Source organism: Bradyrhizobium sp. th-b2, assembly GCF_000426785.1.
GTDB classification, from domain to species: domain Bacteria; phylum Pseudomonadota; class Alphaproteobacteria; order Rhizobiales; family Xanthobacteraceae; genus Bradyrhizobium; species Bradyrhizobium septentrionale.
Genome location: NZ_AUGA01000001.1, coordinates 68535 through 89693 on the forward strand (window position 1 = coordinate 68535; position 21159 = coordinate 89693).

Genomic DNA, 21159 nt, shown 5'->3' on the forward strand with positions numbered 1-21159 from the left:
ATGGCGGGCGGGTAACTGAAACAGTCGCTCACTGGAGGACTAGCTCTATGCGTACCTACGACCTCACTCCGTTCTATCGTTCCACCGTCGGCTTTGACCGCCTCTTCAACCTGCTCGATCAGGTGACCTCGGACGGCAGCCCCGGCTACCCCCCCTACAACATCGAGCGCACCGGCGAGAATGCTTACCGGATCAGCGTCGCGGTCTCCGGCTTCTCGCAGGCCGAGCTGTCGATCGTCGCGAAGGAGAACACGCTGACGATCAAGGGCGAGAAAACCGCCAACGAGAACTCCGGCAACACCTCCGAAGTGCTCTATCGCGGCATCGCCTCCCGCGCCTTCGAGCGCGTCTTCCAGCTTGCCGATTTCGTGCAGGTGAAGAACGCCTCCCTCGAGAACGGTCTGCTCCACGTCGATCTCGTCCGCGAGATTCCCGAGGCCAAGAAGCCCCGTAGCATTCCAATCGGCGGCGGCGAGAAGGCTCCGCAGGTCGTCGACGGCTCGGCGAAGGTCGCGGCCTAAGCAACACGTCCCGCGTCAGCAGATATTGGCTGCACGCGAAAACGCCCCGGGAAACCGGGGCGTTTTTTGTTGCTGGTAACCGTCACTCCAACCCCTGCACCTTCGGCATGTCCTGGGTCGGCAGGATCGCGGGCGCGGGCGGCGCCGGCGGCGGAGCGGCCTGGCCGACGGTTGGAGCTTCGGCACGCTGAACGGCAGGCGGCGCCGCCTGGGCCTCGGCCGGCTTCGGCGCTGCTGCGGCCTGCTGGGCAGGCTCAGGCGCGGCCGCCTGGGTGGGCGCGGGCTGCGGGACCGCGGCCGGGACAGCCGCCTGGGCCGCCGGAGCCGGAGCGTCCGCGGGAACCTGCGCCTTGGCCGCAAGCGGACTGCGCTTCGGCACCGGCACGCGGCTCGCGACATGGGGGATCGGAGCCGGCGGCCGCGGCACCCGGGCCTGGATCGCCCGCGGCATCGGGCCGAACGGACCGTAGGTCGCGCTCAGCTCCTCTTCGTAATTGTCGCCGAGCCGATAGGCTGGGGTGAAGCGGAGAATGTGCCCGTCGCGGGCGTCGATCACCAGCCGGCCGTCGTCGCCGCCCTGATCGATCACCGAGATCGTGTAGACGAAACCCCGCTGCCGGGGGGCGCCGAGCGGCAGATAGCCGTTCTCGCGGAGCACGGTGTAGACCTCGACCGGCGGCAGCAGGCTCGGGACACGGCCGAAGCGCGGCGGCGGCGGAACCTCTGGCATGGCGGCATAGGGTCCGCCCATGTCGGATACCTTGATCAAAGCCGGGCTGCCGATCCTGGCCGATGTCGCCAGCTGGGCCTGGGCCGAGAGTGCGCTGAGCGCGAGGGCAGCGGCTGCAACCGAACCTGTGAACAACTTCATCGCCGTTACTCCTGTCTTGCCCACGCCCTTAAGGAGCTTCCCGCTCTCTGGCCGGCTTGCCCGGAGTAAAATTTCAGTTTGAAATCCGGCGGTCCTTGGTCGCTCCTTGGGCCAGATCACGGCGTGTTTGCTTCGAATCAGGGGCGCGGCGGGCCGGCCGAGCCGTTCGTTCCAAGCATGCGGGCGAGGACTTCCTCGCGCTTGTGTGATAGACAAAAATTTGGCAAGGTCGAAGTTAGGACAGCAAGACTGTCTCAAATTCGAGGCCATTCCGGCATAGGGATTGCAACGAAACCTCGGCGCCCCGGGCTCCGAGAATGCTGCAGGCAGGGCCGTTCCGCAGGGGACGTTGAAACGCCCGACGTCTGAATTTAGGAAAATGCGGCTCGCGGCGGACGAGCGGTGGCCCGGTGGGTGCCGCAACGTCCAAGGTGCGCCAAATACGGTGAGGCCCCTGACGCAAGGGAGAGGACACATGAGCGGGTCGGAATTCGAGCGCGAAATCATCGTGGCAGGTACGCTGTCGGCGACCGCGGACTCGAAAGCCGCTGATGCCGCGCATGACGCCTTATATGATGCGTCTTTTGGGCCGCACACTCCCGAGCTGCACACCTGGCGTCCGCAAGCCGAAGGCCTCTACGACCTCAGCCTGGAAAAGGATTCCTGCGGCGTCGGCTTCATCGCCAACATCAAGGGCCAGAAGTCGCATCAGATCGTCTCCGACGCGCTGAGCATCCTGTGCAACCTCGAACATCGCGGCGCCGTCGGCGCCGACCCGCGCGCCGGCGACGGCGCCGGCATTTTGGTGCAGATCCCGCACGCCTTCTTCGCGCGCAAGACCGCCGAACTCGGCTTCAAGCTGCCGCAGCCCGGCGAATACGCCATCGGCGCGCTGTTCATGCCGCGCGATGCCGCGTGGCGGAACGTGATCAAGAGCATCATCGCCGACGAGATCAAGAACGAGGGCTTCAAGCTGCTCGGCTGGCGCGATGTACCGTCTGACAATTCCTCGCTCGGCGTCACCGTGAAGCCGACCGAGCCCTATCACATGCAGGTCTTCATCGGCCGCAACGGCGCCGCCAAGACCGAGGACGATTTCGAGCGCCGGCTCTATATCCTGCGCAAGTCGATCTCGCAGGCGATCTATCAGCGCCGCGACCGCGGCATGGCGGGCTATTACCCGTGCTCGCTGTCGTGCCGTACCGTGATCTACAAGGGCATGTTCCTGGCCGACCAGCTCGGCAAGTACTATCCCGACCTGCATGAAGCGGATTTCGACAGCGCGCTGGCGCTGGTGCATCAGCGCTTCTCGACCAACACCTTCCCGACCTGGTCGCTGGCGCATCCGTACCGAATGATCGCCCATAACGGCGAGATCAACACGCTGCGCGGCAACGTCAACTGGATGGCGGCGCGGCAGGCCTCGGTGCATTCCGAAGCCTACGGCAAGGACATCAGCCGTCTCTGGCCGATCTCCTATGAAGGCCAGAGCGATACCGCCTGCTTCGACAACGCGCTCGAATTCCTGGTGCAGGGCGGTTACTCGTTGCCGCACGCCGTGATGATGATGATTCCGGAAGCGTGGGCCGGCAATCCGTTGATGGATGAGCAGCGCCGCGCCTTCTACGAATATCATGCCGCGCTGATGGAGCCGTGGGACGGCCCGGCCGCGATCGCCTTCACCGACGGCCGCAAGATCGGCGCCACGCTCGACCGCAACGGCCTGCGTCCGGCGCGCTATCTCGTCACCAAGGACGACCGCATCGTGATGGCGTCCGAAATGGGCGTCTTGAAGATTCCGGAGGACCAGATCGTCACCAAGTGGCGGCTGCAGCCCGGCAAGATGCTGCTCGTCGACCTTGAGCAGGGCCGCCTGATTCCGGACGACGAGATCAAGGCAGATCTCGCCAAGAGCCATCCCTACAGCGACTGGCTGCATCGCACCCAGATCCAGCTCGAGGAGCTGCCGGATGCGGCGGCCAAGGGCGTGCGCTCCAACCTGCCGCTGCTCGATCGCCAGCAGGCGTTCGGCTACAGCCAGGAAGACATCACCATCCTGATGACGCCGATGGCAGCCACCGGCGAGGAAGCCGCCGGCTCGATGGGCAACGACACGCCGATCTCGGCGCTGTCGGACAAGCCCAAGCAGCTGTTCACCTACTTCAAGCAGAACTTCGCGCAGGTCACCAACCCGCCGATCGACCCGATCCGCGAGGAGCTCGTGATGAGCCTCGTCTCGATCATCGGGCCGCGGCCGAACCTGTTCGACCTGCAGGGCCTGGCCTCGACCAAGCGCCTCGAAGTGCGGCAGCCGATCCTGACCGACGCCGACCTCGAGAAGATCCGCTCGATTTCCGACGTCGCCGAGACCCACTTCAAGTCGCGCACGCTGGACACCACCTTCCATGCCGGCTTCGGCGCGGCGGGCATGGAGCAGGTGCTCGACGAGCTCTGCGCACGCGCCGAGGGCGCGGTGCGCGAGGGCATCAACATCATCATCCTGTCGGACCGCATGACCGGCACCGACCGGATCCCGATCCCGTCGCTGCTGGCCTGCGCCGCCGTGCATCATCATCTGATCCGCACCGGCCTGCGCACCTCGGTGGGACTGGTCGTGGAGTCGGGTGAGCCGCGCGAGGTGCATCACTTCGCCTGTCTCGCCGGCTACGGCGCCGAAGCAATCAACCCCTACCTCGCGTTCGAAACCATCCTCGCGATGAAGGACCGGCTGCCCGCAGCACTCGACGACTACGAGATCGTCAAGCGCTACATCAAGTCGATCGGCAAGGGCCTGCTCAAGGTGATGTCCAAGATGGGCATCTCGACCTACCAGTCCTATTGCGGCGCGCAGATCTTCGACGCGGTCGGCCTGAAGGCGGACTTCGTCGCCAAGTATTTTGCCGGCACCCATACAAGGATCGAGGGCGTCGGCCTCGCGGAGATCGCGGAAGAGACCGTGCGTCGTCACGACGACGCGTTCGGTGACGGCCAGATCTACAAGAGCGCGCTCGATGTCGGCGGCGAGTATGCCTACCGCACCCGCGGCGAGGACCATGCCTGGACCGCGGAATCGGTCTCGACGCTGCAGCACGCCGTGCGCGGCAACTCGCTGGAGCGCTACCGGGCGTTCGCAAAAATCCTCAACGAGCAGTCGGAGCGTCTGCTGACGCTGCGCGGCCTGTTCCGGATCAAGAGCGCCGAGGACGACAAGCGCAAGCCGGTCAAGCTCGAGGACGTCGAGCCGGCCAAGGACATCGTCAAGCGGTTCTCGACCGGCGCGATGTCGTTCGGCTCGATCTCGCGCGAGGCGCACACCACGCTCGCGATCGCGATGAACCGGATCGGCGGCAAGTCGAACACCGGCGAAGGCGGCGAGGAATCCGACCGCTTCAAGCCGCTGCCAAACGGCGACAGCATGCGCTCGGCGATCAAGCAGGTCGCCTCGGGCCGGTTCGGCGTGACGACGGAATATCTCGTCAATTCCGACATGATGCAGATCAAGATGGCGCAGGGTGCCAAGCCCGGCGAAGGCGGCCAGCTGCCCGGCCACAAGGTCGACGCGACCATCGCCCGCGTGCGGCATTCGACGCCGGGCGTCGGCCTGATCTCGCCGCCGCCGCATCACGACATCTACTCGATCGAAGACCTCGCCCAGCTGATCTACGACCTCAAGAACGTCAATCCTGACGGCCAGGTCTCGGTCAAGCTGGTGTCGGAAGTCGGCGTCGGCACGGTTGCCGCCGGCGTCGCCAAGGCGCGCGCCGACCATGTGACCATCGCGGGCTTCGAGGGCGGCACCGGTGCCTCGCCCCTGACCTCGATCAAGCATGCCGGCTCGCCGTGGGAAATCGGTCTTGCCGAAACCCATCAGACGCTGGTGCGCCAGCGGCTGCGCAGCCGCATCGCGGTCCAGGTCGATGGCGGCTTCCGCACCGGCCGTGACGTCGTGATCGGCGCGCTGCTCGGCGCCGACGAGTTCGGCTTCGCCACCGCGCCCTTGATCGCGGCGGGCTGCATCATGATGCGCAAGTGCCACCTCAACACCTGCCCGGTCGGCGTCGCGACCCAGGATCCGGTGCTGCGCAAGCGCTTCACCGGCCAGCCCGAGCACGTCATCAACTACTTCTTCTTCGTCGCCGAGGAAGTCCGCGAGATCATGGCGCAGCTCGGCTACAAGACGTTCGACGAGATGGTCGGCCAGGTCCAGATGCTGGACCAGACCGCTTTGGTCTCGCACTGGAAGGCCAAGGGCCTCGATTTCTCCAAGCTGTTCGTGCGGCAGAAGGAGGAGAAGGGCCAGACGATCTATCACTCGGAAACCCAGAACCACCATCTGGACGCCGTGCTCGACCGCCGGCTGATCGACAAGGCGCAGGCCGCGCTCGATCGCGGCGCGCCGGTCAGGATCGAGGAAGAGATCAACAACACCGACCGTTCCGCCGGCGCGATGCTGTCGGGCGCGGTGGCCAAGATCTACGGCCATGCCGGCCTGCCGCTCGACAGCATCCATGTCAGCCTGAAGGGCACCGCGGGACAGGCGTTCGGCGCCTGGCTCGCCAAGGGCGTCACCTTCGATCTCGAAGGTGAAGGCAACGACTATGTCGGCAAGGGTCTCTCGGGCGGACGCATCATCGTCAAGCCGCCGAAGAACTCCGGCATCGTGCCGGAGGAATCGATCATCGTCGGCAACACCGTGATGTACGGCGCGATCGCGGGTGAGTGCTATTTCCGCGGCATCGCCGGCGAGCGTTTTGCCGTGCGTAACTCCGGCGCGGTCGCGGTCGTCGAAGGCGCCGGCGATCACTGCTGCGAATACATGACCGGCGGCATCGTGGTGGTGCTCGGCAAGACCGGACGCAACTTCGCGGCCGGCATGTCCGGCGGCATCGCCTATGTGCTCGACGAGAGCGGCGACTTCGCCAAACTCTGCAACCTGTCGATGGTCGAGCTCGAGCCGGTACTGTCGGAGGAGCTGATCAACGCCGGCACCTACCACCACTCCGGCGATCTCGAGGCGCATGGCCGGGTCGACGTGTTCCAGAACCTGCTCGACTCCGATGTGGAGCGACTGCATGTCCTGATCACGCGTCACGCCAAGCTGACCGGCTCGAAGAAGGCGGCCGAGATCCTCGCCGACTGGAAGACCTGGCTGCCGAAATTCCGCAAGGTGATGCCGGTGGAGTACCGCCGCGCGCTGAAGGAAATGAAGGCGAACGCCGACGCCGAGCCGAAAATCGCGATCGGCGCGTAATATCACCAGGCGTCATTCCGGGGCGCGCGAGGCGCGGACCCGGAATCTCGCCAACCGACTTCGGGACCTTCGGGTCTGCGCCTCGCGGCGCAGCCCGGAATGACGGAACAACTGAGATGCAGGGGCATCGGGTTTCAATGGGTAAGATCACAGGTTTTCTCGAGATCGAGCGGCATGACCGCAAGTACGAGCCGGTTGCCGAGCGGCTCAAGAACTTCAACGAGTTCGTCATTCCGCTGAGCGAGAAGGACACCCGCGACCAGGCCGCGCGCTGCATGAATTGCGGCATCCCCTATTGCCACGGCACCGGCTCGACCGCGCCGGGCACGCCGGGCTGCCCGGTCAACAACCAGATCCCCGATTTCAACGACCTCGTCTATCAGGGCAACTGGGAAGAGGCGTCGCGCAATCTGCACTCGACCAACAATTTCCCCGAGTTCACCGGCCGGATCTGCCCGGCGCCGTGCGAGGCGTCCTGCACGCTCAACATCGACGACAACCCGGTCACCATCAAGACCATCGAATGCGCGATCGTCGACCGCGCCTGGGACAATGGCTGGCTGAAGCCGGAGATCGCACCCCAGAAGACCGGCAAGAAGGTCGCCGTGATCGGCTCCGGTCCCGCCGGCATGGCCTGCGCGCAGCAGCTCGCGCGCGCCGGCCACGAGGTGCATGTCTACGAGAAGTTCGCCAAGGCCGGCGGCCTGCTGCGCTATGGCATTCCCGACTTCAAGATGGAGAAGAACATCATCGACCGCCGCGTGGCGCAGATGGAAGCCGAGGGCGTCACCTTCCACTACGGCAAGGCGGTGGGTGGCTCAACGCCCGGCGCGATCGATCCGCAGGAACTCGCCAAGCAGTATGACGCGGTGGCGCTGACCGGTGGCGCGGAAGCCCCGCGCGACCTGCCGATCCCCGGCCGCGACCTCGCCGGCATTCACTTCGCGATGGACTTCCTGCCGCAGCAGAACCGCCGCGTCTCCGGCGAGCCGCTGGACGGCACCGCCGACATCCTCGCCGGCGGCAAGCATGTCGTCGTGATCGGCGGCGGCGACACCGGTTCGGACTGCATCGGCACCTCGTTCCGGCAAGGAGCGCTGTCCGTGACCCAGCTCGAGATCATGGCGGCGCCGCCCGAGCACGAGAACAAGGGCGTGACCTGGCCGAACTGGCCGCTGAAGATGCGGACGTCGTCGAGCCAGGCCGAGGGCGCGGTGCGCGAATACGCGGTGCTGACGACGAAGTTCGAAGGCAAGGACGGCAAGGTCAGCAAGCTGCACTGCGTCAAGGTCGACGACAAGTTCAAGCCGCTGCCCGGCACCGAGTTCACGCTCGACGCCGAACTCGTGCTGCTGGCGATGGGCTTTGTCCATCCGGTGCACGAGGGCCTGCTCAAGACGCTCGGCGTCGAGCTCGACCAGCGCGGCAACGTGCGCGCGTCCCTGCACGACTACCAGACCTCGCGCGCAAAAATCTTCTCCGCCGGCGACATGCGCCGCGGCCAGTCGCTGGTGGTCTGGGCAATCCGCGAAGGCCGCCAGTGCGCCCGGTCGATCGACGGCTTCCTGATGGGGAAGACGGATTTGCCGGGATAAGGACCGGCAGTCTCGTCGAACCGCATCTCACAAACGCAACTGTCATCGCCCGCGAAAGCGGGCGATCCAGTATTCCAGAGGCGCCTGCTGGATATTCTGACGCCGCGGCAGGGTAAAGCCGGAGGCATCGATACCATTTGCATTCTTAATTGGTGTCATTGGCTCAATTAATTTCACCGTGCCCGTTACAGCTGTCAGTATCGCCGCCCACGGCGAGGAATTGAAACGATGCTGGCAGGACCGCGGCCGGAATGGCTGACCTTCGATTGCTACGGGACGCTGATCCAATGGGACGAAGGTCTGGGTGCTGCGGTTCGCAGCATCCTTTCCGGCAGCGGAGGACGGGTCGATCCAAATAAGCTCCTGGCGATCTACGACCGCCATGAGCATCGGTTGGAGCAGCAGCGCCCGCATCTGTCTTTCAAGGAAGTCAGTACTGAAGCGTTGCGCCTGACGATGGCGGAGCTGGCGTTGCCCTTCGACGCCAGTCAGGCGGAGATTCTGATATCGTCGATCAGCGCGATGCCTCCTTTCCCGGAAGTGGTCGAGACGCTGGGCCGCCTCAAGGCCGCGGGCTTTAAGCTCGCGATCATCTCCAACACCGATGATGCGATCATCGCCGGCAACGTCGCGCAACTCGGTGGCCATATCGATCGCGTCATCACCGCCGAGCAGGCCGAAGCCTACAAGCCGTCCGCGCGGATATTTCAACACGCCTGGAACGCCATCGGCGTCGGCAAGGACAGGCTCCTGCACATCTGCGCCAGCCCGCATCTCGACCTCGCGGCGGCTCGCGAACTCGGCTTTCGGGCCATCTGGATCGATCGCGGCACGGGCCGGCAGCCTTTGCCGGACTATGTGCCCAACGCAACGGCCAGAGCGCTCGATAGGGTGCCCGAGCTGCTGCGCGCTGCCGGCTGGATGTGACACCGTGCGCGACGATAACGGCTATGCGGGTCCCAGGATGATCGCGGCGCAAGCGGACGCGCGCTAAGCTAGTTCTGCACCCGCACGCCGAGCATCACCACCGTCGATGCCGAGCTCTGTCCCGGCTGGTTCGAATCCAGCCAGTCGCGGCGCAGGGTGCCCTTGATCCAGAGGCTGCGGGTCATCTTGTAGATCAGGTCGCCGGACACCGAGTAGATGGTGTCGTTGCGGTTGTCGCCCTGGTAGTCGAGCGTGCCGTAGGTGAACCTGCCAATGCCGGTCAGCCAGCGGCGGAAGTCGTGGTCGACCTCGACGGTGTAGGTGCGCGACAGCACGCCCGAGGTGCCGGGCAGCGTGGTCTCGCCGAGCTGGGTGTCGGAATAGAATTTGGCCGTGGTCAGCGGCGTCGCGGTCCAGGTCAGCGAGGCGGTGGTGAGCAGGCCCTCGAGTGGGCTAAGCCGCGGGTCGACATAGTCGCGCCTGGCATAGCCAATCGAGACCTCGCCGAACAGCAGCCGGGTGAACTCGAACGACGTACCGACCTTGGCATAACCGCCCGAGGAGTTGCGCGCGTAGCCGGAGCGGTCGAGATAGAGATCGTGGAAGCGGCTGTCGCCCTCCACCTCGACGAACGCCTTCACGGCCGGATTGAGCTCATAGCTGACGCGGCCGACGCCGCCATATTGCGTGAAATTGCGGTCGTCGTTCGACGACGAGGTGCCGTCGGTGAGCTTGGACCATTGGTAATCGGTACGGTCGACGGTGGCGCCGAGCGAGACCTGCAGGCGGTTGAAATGCTGGTCGATGCCGAAGGTGCCGCCGACCGTGGTGTAGATCGGATATTTGGCGAGGCCAGCCTGCACGTTCGGGCTGCCGGGATTGTCGGTCGAGACCAGCAGGCGGGCCTGCCCCAACAAATGCGTGTCTCTGGAGACGTCGAGACGGCCGTCGATATGGCCGGTGAAATTCGGACGGTCGACGTCGAGCGGCGCCGACAACGGCGTGCCGTCGGCGTTCGGCGTCAGCTGGGAACCGTAGCCGGTGAACGAGCCGCGCAAATCGGCGACGATGGCGTGACGCTCCCAGTCGGATACCGCGAGGAATTCCGGCGCGACCATGTAGAACGCCCTGCCCTGCGGCGAATAGAGACGGCCGGGGTTGGTGTCGTAGCCGGCCATCACCTCGACCGCAGTCTTGACCATGAACGAGCCGGCGTAATCGCCGACCGCGCCGAACGGATCGTCGTCGATCCTGAGCCGCCTGCGCGGCGGCTGGCCGACGATGGTGCCGGCCATCGCCGGCGGTAGCGGCGGCTTGCTGGCGGTTTCCGACGGCGGGATCGACAGCCGCAACTGACCGCTCGCGCTCAGCGGCGGCGGCGTGGGCACCGGCGAGCCGGGCCCCGGCGGCGGCTTCGGCTTGGCCTGGCCCGGATAATATTTCGGCTTCAGGCGCTTGCGGTTGAGCGAGTCATAGCCCGACGTCGCGGCGCCGTTCGCAGCGGGGAGGCCGTAGGTCGGGACCTGCCCGATCCGCTGCGACGTTGATGTCGATGAAGACGACGAACGCCGGTCACGATCGGCATCCGGCAGCCTCAAGCCGTTGAGCGGATCGAGCGCCTCGGCCGTGGTCCGGCGCAGCGGCGAATCCTGTGTGATCACCTGGCTCTGGCGGCTCGGGCTGAACAGATCCGGCGTCACGGTCTGGGCGTTGGCGAGCCCGGTGGCCGCGGTCAGCGCAAGGCATGGCAAAACCACGCGAACGAAGCGTCCGCGCCGATTTGGGCCGCTTGCTGGCCGCCGCCACACGATGGAAATACTCCAACGAATTCATGTACTTGACGTACGCATCCCGCCGGGCGGCGGAAAACGTCCTTAATGGAGTTAAAACAATTATGGTTAATGACCCGTTGAGGATCGGCCGCCGCGCGTCGCATCGCGGAATCGAACGTGCTAAGGGAGACGCCCGGGTGCAAAACCCCTCCCCTGGAATGCGAAATGGCCAAACCGAAACCGCTGATGACCAAATCATCCGGCCCCGATGACGGCGCCATTCAATCGGCGCTCCGCACCCTCGATGCCGAAGCAAGCGGCGTCGCAGCCCTTTCCGCGGCCCTGAAGTCCAACCTCGGCGCGCCGTTCGCGGCGGCGGCCGAGCTGATCGGCAAGGCCAAGGGACGCCTGATCGTCACCGGGCTCGGCAAATCAGGCCATATCGGCCGCAAGATCGCCGCGACCTTCGCCTCGACCGGCACGCCTTCGTTCTTCGTGCACGCCGCCGAAGCGAGCCACGGCGACCTCGGCATGATCACCGTCGATGACGTGATCCTGGCGCTGTCATGGTCCGGCGAGCAGCCGGAGATGCGCAATCTGATCGCCTATGCCGCGCGCTTCGGCATTCCGCTGATCGCGATGACCGCCGACAAGGATTCGACGCTGAGCAAGGCCGCCGACGTGCAGCTGACGCTGCCCAAGGCCCGCGAGGCCTGCCCGCACAACCTCGCGCCGACCACCTCCTCGCTGATGATGCTGGCGCTCGGCGATGCGCTGGCGATCGCGCTGCTCGAAGGCCGCGGCTTCACCTCGACCGATTTCAGCGTGCTGCATCCGGGCGGCAAGCTCGGCGCGCTCTTGAAATATGCCCGCGACCTGATGCACAGCGGCGACGCGCTGCCGCTGAAGCCACTCGGCACCAAGATGTCGGATGCGCTGGTCGAGATGACTTCGAAGGGATTCGGCTGCGTCGGCATCGTCGACCGCCACGGCCATCTCGTCGGCATCGTCACCGACGGCGATCTGCGCCGGCAGCTGCGTCGACCCGACCTTCTGGCGCTTTCCGTCGACGAGGTCATGACCAAGACGCCGAAGACGATCAGCCGCGACACGCTGGCCGGCGAAGCGCTTGAGCTGCTCAACGCCTCGAAGATCACCACGCTGATCGTGACTGATGCGAAGAAGCCGGTCGGCATCATCCATCTGCACGATCTGCTGCGCGCGGGCGTGGCGTAATTTCCCTCCGTCATTCCGGGGCACGCGAAGCGTGAACCTCAGATGCGCAATTGCGCATCGGGGAATCTCGAGATTCCGGGTTCGATGCTACGCATCGCCCCGGAATGACAGCGATTATTTCGGAAACCGCGCCGCGGTCGCCTCCAGCGGCAGGGCCAGCGCGTTGGCGAGGTAGGAGACGGTGCGGTAGAAGCCGCATAGCAGGATGATCTCCAGCACCTGATTGTCATCATAATGCGCCGACAGCGCCGCGTACTCGGCGTCATCAAGCGTCGCCCGCGCATGCAGCGCGTCGACCGCCGCGATCATCGCCTGTTCGGCCGGCGACCAGCAATCGGCGTCGGCCTTGCCGCGCACGGTAGCGTCGACCTGCTGCTCCGACAGCCCCGCGGCGGCGCTGAACGCCGTGACATGCACGCCCCACTCATATTCGCAAGCGTTGAGCGCGCAGGTGCGGTCGATCACGATCTCGCGCTCCCGCAACGGCAGCGGCCCGCGGTCGAGCAGGCTGCCGTCGCGAAACTTCTCCCAGGCGCGCGGATGGCCCGCCATGATGCGGAACAGCACCAGCGGCGGCTTGCCGCGCATGATGCGGTCGAAATGCTGTTGAACATCCGCCGCATAGGGCGGATCGAGCGGCGCGATACGTGACATGGCTCGATCTCCTTGCTACATTTACTGTAGCATCACGCTACAATATCTGTAGCGATCGACGCAAGCGGGATTCAGAAGGGATTCGCGACATGGCAAAGCAGGCTCCCGCCGCAAGACCGGGCGTTCGCGGCTCGCGGAGCGGCCGCCCGATCATGGCGCTGCTCGATCTCTTGGGACGGCGCTGGACCTTGCGCGTCATCTGGGAGCTGCGCGAGACCGCGCTGACCTCGCGCGCGCTGCGCACCGCCTGCGACGAGGCCTCACCGACGATCCTGCAGACGCGATTGACCGAGCTGCGCGAGGCAGGGTTCGTCGAACTGAGGGACGATGGTTACGGCCTCACCGCACTCGGCAGGGAGCTATTCCAGACCTTCACGCCACTCAATCGCTTCGCCGAGCGATGGAGCAAGCAGGGCGCCTGCTAGACCCCAGCCACCGTTAGGCTCGCGCCATCGGCGCGGACCACCTTGACCCGGCTGCCGGCCGGCGCATCGGGGCCGGCGACGCGCCAGACCGTGTCGTCGATCCGCACCGTGCCTGAGCCGTCGACGATTGGCTTCTCCAGCGTAAATTCGCGGCCGACCAGGGCTTCGTTGCGGCGGTTGAGGAATGGATTGCTCTTGCTCGCCTCGGTCGCGCCCCTGGCGAAATGCCGCCAGACCGGCACCGCGAGCGCAGCAAACACCGCGAACATCAGGAGCTGCGTCTGCCAGGACGGCGTGAAGACGAACGACAACAGCCCGACCAGCAGCGCCGCGAGCCCGAGCCAGAACAGGAACACGCCTGGCGCCGCAAGCTCCAGCGCCATCAGGATGAAGCCGAAGATCAGCCAGTTCCAGGTACCCAATGTCGAAAACATCTCGGCCATGACATGACCTCTATCATTGCGGGCGTGATGCCGTCATGCCCTCACCGCTGCGGCGGCACCGGCGGTGGCGGTGTTGGACCTGCCGGCGGCACCGAGCCGCGCCGCGCGGCGGCCGCGGCGGAGGCAGCGCTCTCACCGAAGGTGGCCTTGGCGATCTCGCCGATGCCGGCGAGCGAGCCGAGGATGCTGGTCGCCTCGATCGGCAACATGATGATTTTCTGGTTCGGCGAGTCGGCCAGTTGCCCGAACGCCTTGATGTACTTGTCGGCGATGAAATAGTTCAGCGCCGCCACGTCGCCCTTGGCGATGGCATCGCTGACCATCTGGGTTGCCCTCGCCTCGGCCTCGGCGGAACGCTCGCGCGCCTCGGCGTCGCGGAACGCAGCCTCCTTGCGGCCTTCGGCCTGCAGGATCTGGCCCTGCTTGGCGCCCTCGGCGCGCAGGATCTCCGATTGCCGCTGGCCCTCGGCCTGCAAAATGTCGGCGCGCTTGACGCGCTCGGCCTTCATCTGCCGGCCCATCGCCTCGACGAGGTCGGCCGGCGGCACGATGTCCTTGATCTCGATGCGGTTGACCTTGAGGCCCCAGGGCGAGACCGCGGCGTCGACCACGCGCAGCAGCCGCTCGTTGATCTCGTCGCGATGCGACAGCACCTGGTCGAGATCCATCGAGCCCATCACCGAGCGGATGTTGGTCATGGTCAGCACGATGATCGCCTGGTTGAGATTGGCGACCTCGTAGCTCGCCTTCGCGGCATCGAACACCTGGAAGAACGCGACGCCGTCCACCGTCACGGTGGCGTTGTCCTTTGTGATCACCTCCTGCTCGGGGATGTTGATCACCTGCTCCATCATGTTCATCTTGCGCCCGATGCGATCGAAATAGGGCACGATCAGATTGAGGCCGGGCGACAGCGTGCGGGTGTATTTGCCGAACCGTTCGATGGTCCAGTCATAGCCCTGCGGAACGGTCTTGATCCCGGCGAACAGCGTGACGATGACGAGAAGAACAAGCGCGATCGCGAAAATATCGAAGCCAGTCATAAAGTCCTCCAGGGCCCGCGAGACCATCGCCAGGCACGGTCCGTGCATTGGTCGGCAGGACCGCTCCGCCGGTTCAGCCGGCGGTTGTTCTCCCTAGCACATAGGAAGCTGTTGTCGGATGACCAGATGTATGCGAATGGCCGTGTCCGGTGTCACGGTTCGTTAACAATCAGGCCAAGGCCTTGCTAGATCCAGCCTTGCTAGATCCGGCCTTGTTAAATCCAGCTCTGTTAAATCCAGCCTTGCAGCTCGCGCAGCACCAGCTGGCGGATCACGTCCATGCCGCCGTCGCTGTCGTTGAGGCAGGGGATGGCGGCGAACTGCTCGCCGCCATTGTGGCGGAAGATTTCCGCGTTCTCCTGCGCGATCTCCTCCAGCGTCTCCAGGCAATCCGCGGAGAAACCGGGCGTGACCACGGCCATGCGCCGCACGCCGTCCTTGGCGAGCTTCTCGACCGTCTTGTCGGTATAGGGCTGCAGCCACTCGGCATTGCCGAAGCGCGACTGGAAGGTGAGGATCAGCCCGTTGGCATCGAGCCCGAGCCGCTTGCGCAGCGCATTGGTCGTGGCAATGCAATGCGCCTGATAGGGATCGCCCTTGTCGACATAGTCCTTCGGCATGCCGTGGAACGAGGCGACAATGATCTCGGGCTGGAACGACAGCGTCGCGAGATGCTCATTGATCGAGACCGCGAGCGCCTCGATGTAATCAGGGTCATCGTAATAGGGCGGCGTCACCCGCAGGATCGGCTGCGCACGCATGGCGGCCAGCACGCGAAACGCTTCGTCGCAGACGGTCGCCGACGTCGCAGCGGAATATTGCGGATAGAGCGGCACCAGCAGCAGCCGGCCGCAGCCTTGCGCCGCCAGCGCCTCGATGCGCTGCTTGATCGAGGGGTTGCCGTAGCGCATCGCCCAATCCACCACGACATGGTCGTGATCGGCGATCGCCTCCGCGAGCTTGTCGGCCTGCGAGCGCGTGATGGTCTTGAGCGGCGACTCGTTCTTCTCGGTGTTCCAGATCTTCAGATAGTCCTGCGCCTTGCGGGCCGGGCGGACGCGCAGGATGATGCCGTTGAGGATCAGCTTCCAGAGCAGGCCCTGATCCTCGATCACCCGCGGATCGGACAAGAATTCCTTCAGATAGACCCGCACGCCCGTGGCATCCGCGGTATCCGGCGTGCCGAGATTGACCAGCAGCACGCCGACGCGTTCCGGCTTCGGCGCCGCGGCAGGCTTCGCGCTCTCGAAGGGGATGACCGTACTCATGATGGCCTTGCGCTTGGGGTCCTTTGGGCTTCGCGCGTTGCTCCAACCTTGTCAAGCCGAGTGCCGGTTGGCTACGTTCCCGTCCGGAATATGGGGAGGAACCATGACGATCGCCGAATGGTGCGTCTTCGGGACGCTGATGCTCTCGCTCCTGACGATCGTGTCGGTGAAATGGGCCGGCATCCGCGGGTTCGACAATTCGAAGCCGCGCGATCCCGACTTCTACGACGACCCGATCCGCGCGCGGGCGCTCGGCGCCCACCAGAATGGCATCGAGGCCTTCCCGTTCTTTGCATTCGCCGTGCTGCTCGCCGAATTCCGCGTCGGCCCGCTGCGGCTGATCGACGAGCTCGCGGTGCTGTTCCTGATCGTGCGGATCGCCTACGTCTTCACCTACATCGGCAACCGCCCGACGCTGCGCTCGATCCTCTGGAGCATCGGCTTTGCGATCAACATCGCGATCTTCTTCCTGCCGGCGATAAGGGGATACCTGACGAGTTGAGCCTGAATTCCGTCTCCTTCCCGTCATCCTGAGGAGCGCGCTCTTGCGCGCGTCTCGAAGGATGCACGGCCCGGCCGGTGGCCGTCGATCCTTCGAGATGCCTGCTGCGCAGGCTCCTCAGGATGACGGATCACTTGGAGTTAGAGCCCTAAAGGCACGTCGCCCGTTCGGCCGCGACATAGCCGAGCAGCAGCCCGAGGCCGAACAGCAGCACCAGGCCTGCGGCGGCGAACTCCAGGCCGCGCATGATGACCATGCCGCCGCCGTCGCGCGCCGCGCTCAGCCGTTCCGCCAGGCCGCGCGCCGACACCGCGACCAGCGCGATCGCAGCCACCGTGATGGCGGTGCCGAGCCCCATCACGAAGGTCGCGGCAATGCCGGCCCAGAACAGGCCCTGCGCCAGCGCGAACACCAGCACCAGGATCGCGCCCGAGCAGGGCCGGATCCCGACCGTGAGGATCGCGCCGAGGCCGCGCCGCCAGCCGCCGGGACCGGCGAGCTCGGCTGGCGTCGGCCCGTGCGAATGGCCGCAATGCTCGTCATGGACATGCTGCGCGTCATGACCGTGATCGTGGCCGTGATGGTGATCGTGGTGATGATGGCCGCGATCGTCATGAGCATGGTCTTGGGCGTGACGATGATGGTGATCATGGCCATGGTCGTGGTCATGGTGGCCATGGCCATGATCGTGCTGCTGCGCACCGGCCATCGCCAGCGCCGGGCGCGGCACCTGGAGCGCGCGGAAGAAGCCGCCGCCCTTGACCCAGACCAGCCGGGCTCCGAACGCCGCGATCAACGCGTAGCTTGCGATCTCGATCCCCTTCTCCGCCCCGCACATGGTCTTCGCCGTCGCATTGAGCAGCCAGGCGCAGACGCCAACGACGAGAACGGCGACCAGCGACTGCATCAGCGCCGAGGCGAACGACAGCACGATGCCCCGTCGCGCAGTCTCGCGATTGGCGACCATGTAGGAGGAGATCACCGCCTTGCCGTGGCCGGGGCCGGCGGCGTGGAAGACCCCGTAGGCAAAGGAGATCGCAAGCAACGTCCAGACCGCCGAACCGTCGGATTTCGCGGCGCGGATGGTCTGCGAGATCTCGCGATAAAACTCCGACTGCTTGGCCAGCAGCCAGCCGACCAGCCCGCCCTGCGGCTCCGCCGCGCGCGGCGCCCCGAACGGATTTTGCGCCAGCAGCACATGTACCGCGCCATCGAGCAGCGCCATCGCAGCGACCACGGCAGCGGAAACGGCAAGGCCCCGCATCACGCGGGAGACGATCGGCGTCATGGGCATTCCACCGTGATCTTGTTAGCGAACATCATGGCGAAGTTGCCGGCATTGCCGTCGAGGAAGTTCTGCTCGCCGAGCTTCGCTGCGGCAGCGGTGCCGTCACTCGGCCGCTCGAACTGCAGCTTGCAGTCGGCCGCGGCGCCGACCAGCTTGACCGGCTCCTTCTCGGCGAACTGGAAGTCGATGAAGTAGGTCGGGTCGAACACTTCGAGCGAGAGCTGCCTGGCCTTGAACGGCGCCTTGACCGGCAGGGTGAAGTGCAGCGTCAGCGCCGAATCCTTGTATTCGAGGTAGTAGTCGACCGGCTCGGTGAACTTCTGCTTCTTGCCGTCTCCCTTGGCGAAGGTGAAGTAGGCGTATTCCTTCAGCGATTCGACGTTGGTCTGGGCCAGCGGCGCCAGCTCCTCGCGGCTGTAGGCGCCCTTCACCTTGGTCTCGAGGCCCTGCAGCGCGTAGGTCGAGAACATGTCGTCGAAGGTCCAGGCGTGGCGGACCCCGGTGATGGTGCCGTCAGGCGCGTAGATCAGCTCGCTCCGGGCGGTGATCCAGACATGGGGATGGGCCTCGGCGACCGCCGTGCCGAGCACGACGCACACCGCAAGCACCAGCCAAGCGATCAGGCGGTTGAAGGCGAGCCGCACCTTCAGGCCGCCTCGGGCGTTTCAAGCAGACCGCGTCGGCGCAACAGCGCATCCGGCTCGGGCTCGCGGCCGCGGAAGGCGACATAGGCCTCCTCCGGATCGCGCGAGCCACCCGACGAATAGATGTCGTCATGCAGCCGCTTGGCGGTCGCCGGATCGAAGATGTCGCCGGCTTCCTCGAAGGCGCCGAAGGCGTCGGCGTCCATCACCTCCGACCACATGTAGCTGTAGTAGCCCGACGCATAGTGGTCGCCGGAGAAGATGTGGCCGAACTGGGTCGGCCGGTGCCGCAGCGAGATTTCGGCGGGCATGCCGATCTTTTCCAGCTCCTTCTGCTCGAAGGCCCTGATATCGCGGCTCGCCGCCGCCGGCTGGGTGTGGAATTCGAGGTCGACCAGCGCCGAGGAGACGAACTCCACGGTGGCAAAACCCTGGTTGAACTTGCGCGCCGCGAGGAAGCGCTTGAGCAGGTCGTCCGGCAGCGCCTCCCCGGTCTGGTAGTGGCGGGCGAAGCGCTGCAGCACCTCGGGCCGCTCCTGCCAGTGCTCGTAGAGCTGCGAGGGCAGCTCGACGAAGTCGGTGAACACCGATGTCCCCGACAGCGACGGATAGGTCACGTCGGAGAGCATGCCGTGCAGGCCATGGCCGAACTCGTGGAACAGGGTCCGCGCGTCGTCGGGCGACAGCAGCGACGGCGCACCGTCGGCGCCCTTGGCGAAGTTGCAGACGTTGATGACCAGCGGCGCGACGGCGCCGTCGAGCTTCTGCTGGTCGCGCAGCGAGGTCATCCAGGCGCCGGAGCGCTTCGAGGGCCGCGCAAAGTAGTCGCCGTAGAACAGCGCCTTGTGCTTGCCGTCGCGGCCCGTGACCTCCCAGACCCGGACGTCCGGGTGCCAGACCGGCACGTCCTTGCGCTCCTCGAAGGTGACGCCGAACAGGCGGGTGGCGCAGTCGAAGGCGGCCTCGATCATGTGGTCGAGCACCAGATAGGGCTTGATCGCGGAATCGTCGAAATTGGCGCGGCGCTGGCGCAGCTTCTCGGCGTAGTAGCGCCAGTCCCAGGACGCCAGGGTGAAATTGCCGCCTTCCTCAGTGATCAGCGCCTGCAGCGCGTCGCGATCGGCGAGCGCCCGCGCCCGCGCCGGCTTCCAGACCCGCTCCAAGAGGCCGCGCACCGCCTCCGGCGTCTTGGCCATGGAGTCCTCGAGGCGATAGGCGGCATAGGTTGGGAAGCCCAGGATCTTCGCGGTCTCCTCGCGCAGCGAAAGGATTTCCACGATGGTCGCGTTGTTGTCGTTGGCGTTGCCATTGTCGCCGCGGGCCGTGAAGGCCTTGTAGACCTTCTCGCGCAGGTCCCGCCTGTCGGAGCTCTGCAGGAACGGCTCGACCGAGGAGCGCGACAGCGTCACGATCGCCTTGCCAGGCATGCCGCGCTCTTCCGCCGCGGCCTTGGCGGCCGCCACGAATGTGTCGGAGAGGCCGGCGCGGTCGTCCTCGCCGAGCTCCATGGACCACTCCTGCTCGTCGCCGAGCAGATGGTGGCTGAACGAGGTGCCGAGATGGGCGAGCCGCTCGTTGATCTCGGCCATGCGGGCCTTGGCCGCGTCGTCGAGCCCGGCGCCGGAGCGGTGGAAGCGGGTATAGGTGCGCTCCAGCAGCCGCATCTGCTCGCCGGTCAGGCCAAGCGAAGCGCGCTTCTCGTGCAGCATGGCGATGCGGCCAAACAGCACAGCGTTCATCATGATCGGATTCCAGTGCCGCGCCATCCGGGGCGACACCTCCTTGTCGATCTCCAGGATCGCCGGGCTCGAATGGGCCGAGACCAGGTCGTAGAACACCGCGGAGACCTTCGACAGCAGCTTGCCGGAGCGCTCCAGCGCCGTGATGGTGTTGTCGAAGTCGGGCAGCGCCGGATCATGGGTGATCGCAGCCACTTCAGCCGAATGGTCGGCAAAGGCCTGCTCGAAGGCGGGGAGGAAATGCTCCGGCTTGATCTCGGCGAAGGGCGGCGTCTCGAGCGGCGTCTGCCATGCCTTCAGGAGGGGGTTGGCCAAATTCTGGACCTCGGCTTCTGCGCTGGTTTCTGACATCGAATGTCCCGTTTTTCGCCTTGAAAATGCGGCCCAATCTATATCACGCGATACGGCATTTTTGGGCCTTTTGCGCTTGATAGATGGGCACTTTTCGGAGAGATTGCGCCCCCTGAACAGGACCTATTCCATGACCATGCAGCCCTCCACCTCAGGCAACCGCACCATCGCCTGGCCGAGCGTCATCACCGTGATCTCGGCGGCGATCCTGATCGGCGCGGAAGTGTTCGGCGCGGCGTTCGCCGGCGGCTGGGCGCTCGCGATCCTGCTTGGGCTCAGTGATGTCGGCGCGCACATCCTGCAGGCCGTGCTGTTCGGCATCGGCGTCCTGATCATGATCGCCTTCATCCGCGCGGCGCAGCGCGTCGAGCCGTTCACGCGTCGCGCCTGACCGCTGCGATTCAAGAAAGCGCTGCGGCACAGGGCTAAAACGCCACACGCTTCCTTAGTCATTCTTAACAGCCGTTCATCTTCACCGCCCCGACCGTGTGCTGCGCGCGAGATCGCAAGCACGCGTTAGGGAAATTTGTCGCTACCGCAAAAAAAATTCTTGCACCCCGAATTCAAAAGATTTATTTCCTGCCTTGCCCAATTTCGCACGTGCCTGTGGTCGTGTGTCAGTCGGTAGG

General features: G+C 65.5%; 17 protein-coding genes. 8 read left to right on the forward strand and 9 right to left on the reverse strand.

Annotated elements, in window-relative coordinates:
- The first annotated feature begins 47 nt into the window (after positions 1–47).
- Positions 48–521, forward strand: a complete 474-nt coding sequence (locus tag K359_RS0100265) for an Hsp20 family protein (RefSeq protein WP_029077522.1) — start codon at positions 48–50, stop codon at positions 519–521.
- 82 nt (positions 522–603) lie between these two features.
- On the opposite strand, the gene K359_RS0100270 is transcribed toward K359_RS0100265, so the two are convergent.
- Entirely contained in the window at positions 604–1392 is a 789-nt protein-coding gene (locus K359_RS0100270; RefSeq protein WP_029077523.1) for a hypothetical protein, read from the reverse strand.
- Between the two features lie 475 nt (positions 1393–1867).
- Here K359_RS0100270 and gltB point away from each other — a divergent pair, with 475 nt between their 5' ends.
- From gltB to K359_RS0100285, 3 genes are all read left to right on the forward strand, one after another.
- Positions 1868–6643, forward strand: coding sequence for a glutamate synthase large subunit (gene gltB, locus K359_RS0100275; RefSeq protein ID WP_029077524.1), 4776 nt, complete (start codon positions 1868–1870; stop codon positions 6641–6643).
- A 137-nt stretch (positions 6644–6780) separates the two neighbouring features.
- Positions 6781–8238: a glutamate synthase subunit beta gene (locus tag K359_RS0100280; protein ID WP_029077525.1), complete on the forward strand. Its 1458-nt coding sequence runs from the start codon at positions 6781–6783 to the stop codon at positions 8236–8238.
- Between the two features lie 228 nt (positions 8239–8466).
- Entirely contained in the window at positions 8467–9165 is a 699-nt protein-coding gene (locus K359_RS0100285; protein ID WP_035975763.1) for a haloacid dehalogenase type II, read from the forward strand.
- Positions 9166–9233: 68 nt separating this feature from the next.
- On the opposite strand, the gene K359_RS0100290 is transcribed toward K359_RS0100285, so the two are convergent.
- Positions 9234–10916 carry an outer membrane beta-barrel protein gene (locus K359_RS0100290; protein WP_084518225.1) on the reverse strand — a complete coding sequence of 561 codons (1683 nt, stop codon included), beginning with the start codon at positions 10914–10916 and terminating at the stop codon, positions 9234–9236.
- A gap of 246 nt (positions 10917–11162) precedes the next feature.
- On the opposite strand from K359_RS0100290, the gene K359_RS0100295 reads away from it, so the two are divergent.
- The gene (locus K359_RS0100295) at positions 11163–12173 is read left to right on the forward strand and encodes an SIS domain-containing protein (protein WP_029077528.1); all 1011 of its coding nucleotides are present in this window, start codon (positions 11163–11165) and stop codon (positions 12171–12173) included.
- Positions 12174–12287: 114 nt separating this feature from the next.
- Here K359_RS0100295 and K359_RS0100300 read toward each other — a convergent pair whose 3' ends face one another.
- A complete protein-coding gene (locus tag K359_RS0100300) occupies positions 12288–12827 on the reverse strand; it encodes a carboxymuconolactone decarboxylase family protein (RefSeq protein ID WP_029077529.1) in 540 nt (179 codons plus the stop codon).
- Between the two features lie 89 nt (positions 12828–12916).
- Here K359_RS0100300 and K359_RS0100305 point away from each other — a divergent pair, with 89 nt between their 5' ends.
- Complete coding sequence (locus K359_RS0100305) at positions 12917–13252, forward strand: helix-turn-helix domain-containing protein (RefSeq protein ID WP_029077530.1); 336 nt, start codon at positions 12917–12919, stop codon at positions 13250–13252.
- Here the strand turns inward: K359_RS0100305 and K359_RS0100310 are convergent.
- From K359_RS0100310 to hemH, 3 genes are all read right to left on the reverse strand, one after another.
- The gene (locus K359_RS0100310) at positions 13249–13695 is read right to left on the reverse strand and encodes an NfeD family protein (protein ID WP_029077531.1); all 447 of its coding nucleotides are present in this window, start codon (positions 13693–13695) and stop codon (positions 13249–13251) included. The genes K359_RS0100305 and K359_RS0100310 overlap by 4 nt on opposite strands.
- A 41-nt stretch (positions 13696–13736) precedes the next feature.
- Positions 13737–14738, reverse strand: a complete 1002-nt coding sequence (locus K359_RS0100315) for an SPFH domain-containing protein (RefSeq protein WP_029077532.1) — start codon at positions 14736–14738, stop codon at positions 13737–13739.
- Between the two features lie 230 nt (positions 14739–14968).
- Complete coding sequence (hemH, locus tag K359_RS0100320; protein WP_029077533.1) at positions 14969–16006, reverse strand: ferrochelatase; 1038 nt, start codon at positions 16004–16006, stop codon at positions 14969–14971.
- Between the two features lie 103 nt (positions 16007–16109).
- Here hemH and K359_RS0100325 point away from each other — a divergent pair, with 103 nt between their 5' ends.
- Entirely contained in the window at positions 16110–16508 is a 399-nt protein-coding gene (locus K359_RS0100325; RefSeq protein WP_029077534.1) for an MAPEG family protein, read from the forward strand.
- Between the two features lie 148 nt (positions 16509–16656).
- On the opposite strand, the gene K359_RS0100330 is transcribed toward K359_RS0100325, so the two are convergent.
- The 3 genes from K359_RS0100330 to K359_RS0100340 are packed head-to-tail and all read right to left on the reverse strand — an operon-like array spanning position 16657 to position 20530.
- Positions 16657–17802 carry a nickel/cobalt transporter gene (locus tag K359_RS0100330; protein ID WP_029077535.1) on the reverse strand — a complete coding sequence of 382 codons (1146 nt, stop codon included), beginning with the start codon at positions 17800–17802 and terminating at the stop codon, positions 16657–16659.
- Positions 17793–18419, reverse strand: a complete 627-nt coding sequence (locus tag K359_RS0100335; RefSeq protein ID WP_029077536.1) for a DUF1007 family protein — start codon at positions 18417–18419, stop codon at positions 17793–17795. The genes K359_RS0100330 and K359_RS0100335 overlap by 10 nt, the downstream gene beginning before the upstream one ends.
- A gap of 23 nt (positions 18420–18442) precedes the next feature.
- Positions 18443–20530, reverse strand: coding sequence for a M3 family metallopeptidase (locus K359_RS0100340; RefSeq protein ID WP_029077537.1), 2088 nt, complete (start codon positions 20528–20530; stop codon positions 18443–18445).
- Between the two features lie 130 nt (positions 20531–20660).
- Between K359_RS0100340 and K359_RS0100345 the strand changes: the two genes are divergently transcribed.
- Complete coding sequence (locus tag K359_RS0100345) at positions 20661–20921, forward strand: hypothetical protein (RefSeq protein ID WP_029077538.1); 261 nt, start codon at positions 20661–20663, stop codon at positions 20919–20921.
- The last annotated feature ends 238 nt before the right edge of the window (positions 20922–21159 follow it).

Coding starts and splice junctions, on each gene's coding strand:
- K359_RS0100265 (WP_029077522.1), top strand. CDS start 48: ATGCGTACCTACGACCTCACTCCGTTCTATCGTTCCACCGTCGGCTTT.
- K359_RS0100270 (WP_029077523.1), bottom strand. CDS start 1,392: ATGAAGTTGTTCACAGGTTCGGTTGCAGCCGCTGCCCTCGCGCTCAGC.
- gltB (WP_029077524.1), top strand. CDS start 1,868: ATGAGCGGGTCGGAATTCGAGCGCGAAATCATCGTGGCAGGTACGCTG.
- K359_RS0100280 (WP_029077525.1), top strand. CDS start 6,781: ATGGGTAAGATCACAGGTTTTCTCGAGATCGAGCGGCATGACCGCAAG.
- K359_RS0100285 (WP_035975763.1), top strand. CDS start 8,467: ATGCTGGCAGGACCGCGGCCGGAATGGCTGACCTTCGATTGCTACGGG.
- K359_RS0100295 (WP_029077528.1), top strand. CDS start 11,163: ATGGCCAAACCGAAACCGCTGATGACCAAATCATCCGGCCCCGATGAC.
- K359_RS0100300 (WP_029077529.1), bottom strand. CDS start 12,827: ATGTCACGTATCGCGCCGCTCGATCCGCCCTATGCGGCGGATGTTCAA.
- K359_RS0100305 (WP_029077530.1), top strand. CDS start 12,917: ATGGCAAAGCAGGCTCCCGCCGCAAGACCGGGCGTTCGCGGCTCGCGG.
- K359_RS0100310 (WP_029077531.1), bottom strand. CDS start 13,695: ATGGCCGAGATGTTTTCGACATTGGGTACCTGGAACTGGCTGATCTTC.
- K359_RS0100315 (WP_029077532.1), bottom strand. CDS start 14,738: ATGACTGGCTTCGATATTTTCGCGATCGCGCTTGTTCTTCTCGTCATC.
- hemH (WP_029077533.1), bottom strand. CDS start 16,006: ATGAGTACGGTCATCCCCTTCGAGAGCGCGAAGCCTGCCGCGGCGCCG.
- K359_RS0100325 (WP_029077534.1), top strand. CDS start 16,110: ATGACGATCGCCGAATGGTGCGTCTTCGGGACGCTGATGCTCTCGCTC.
- K359_RS0100330 (WP_029077535.1), bottom strand. CDS start 17,802: ATGCCCATGACGCCGATCGTCTCCCGCGTGATGCGGGGCCTTGCCGTT.
- K359_RS0100340 (WP_029077537.1), bottom strand. CDS start 20,530: ATGTCAGAAACCAGCGCAGAAGCCGAGGTCCAGAATTTGGCCAACCCC.
- K359_RS0100345 (WP_029077538.1), top strand. CDS start 20,661: ATGACCATGCAGCCCTCCACCTCAGGCAACCGCACCATCGCCTGGCCG.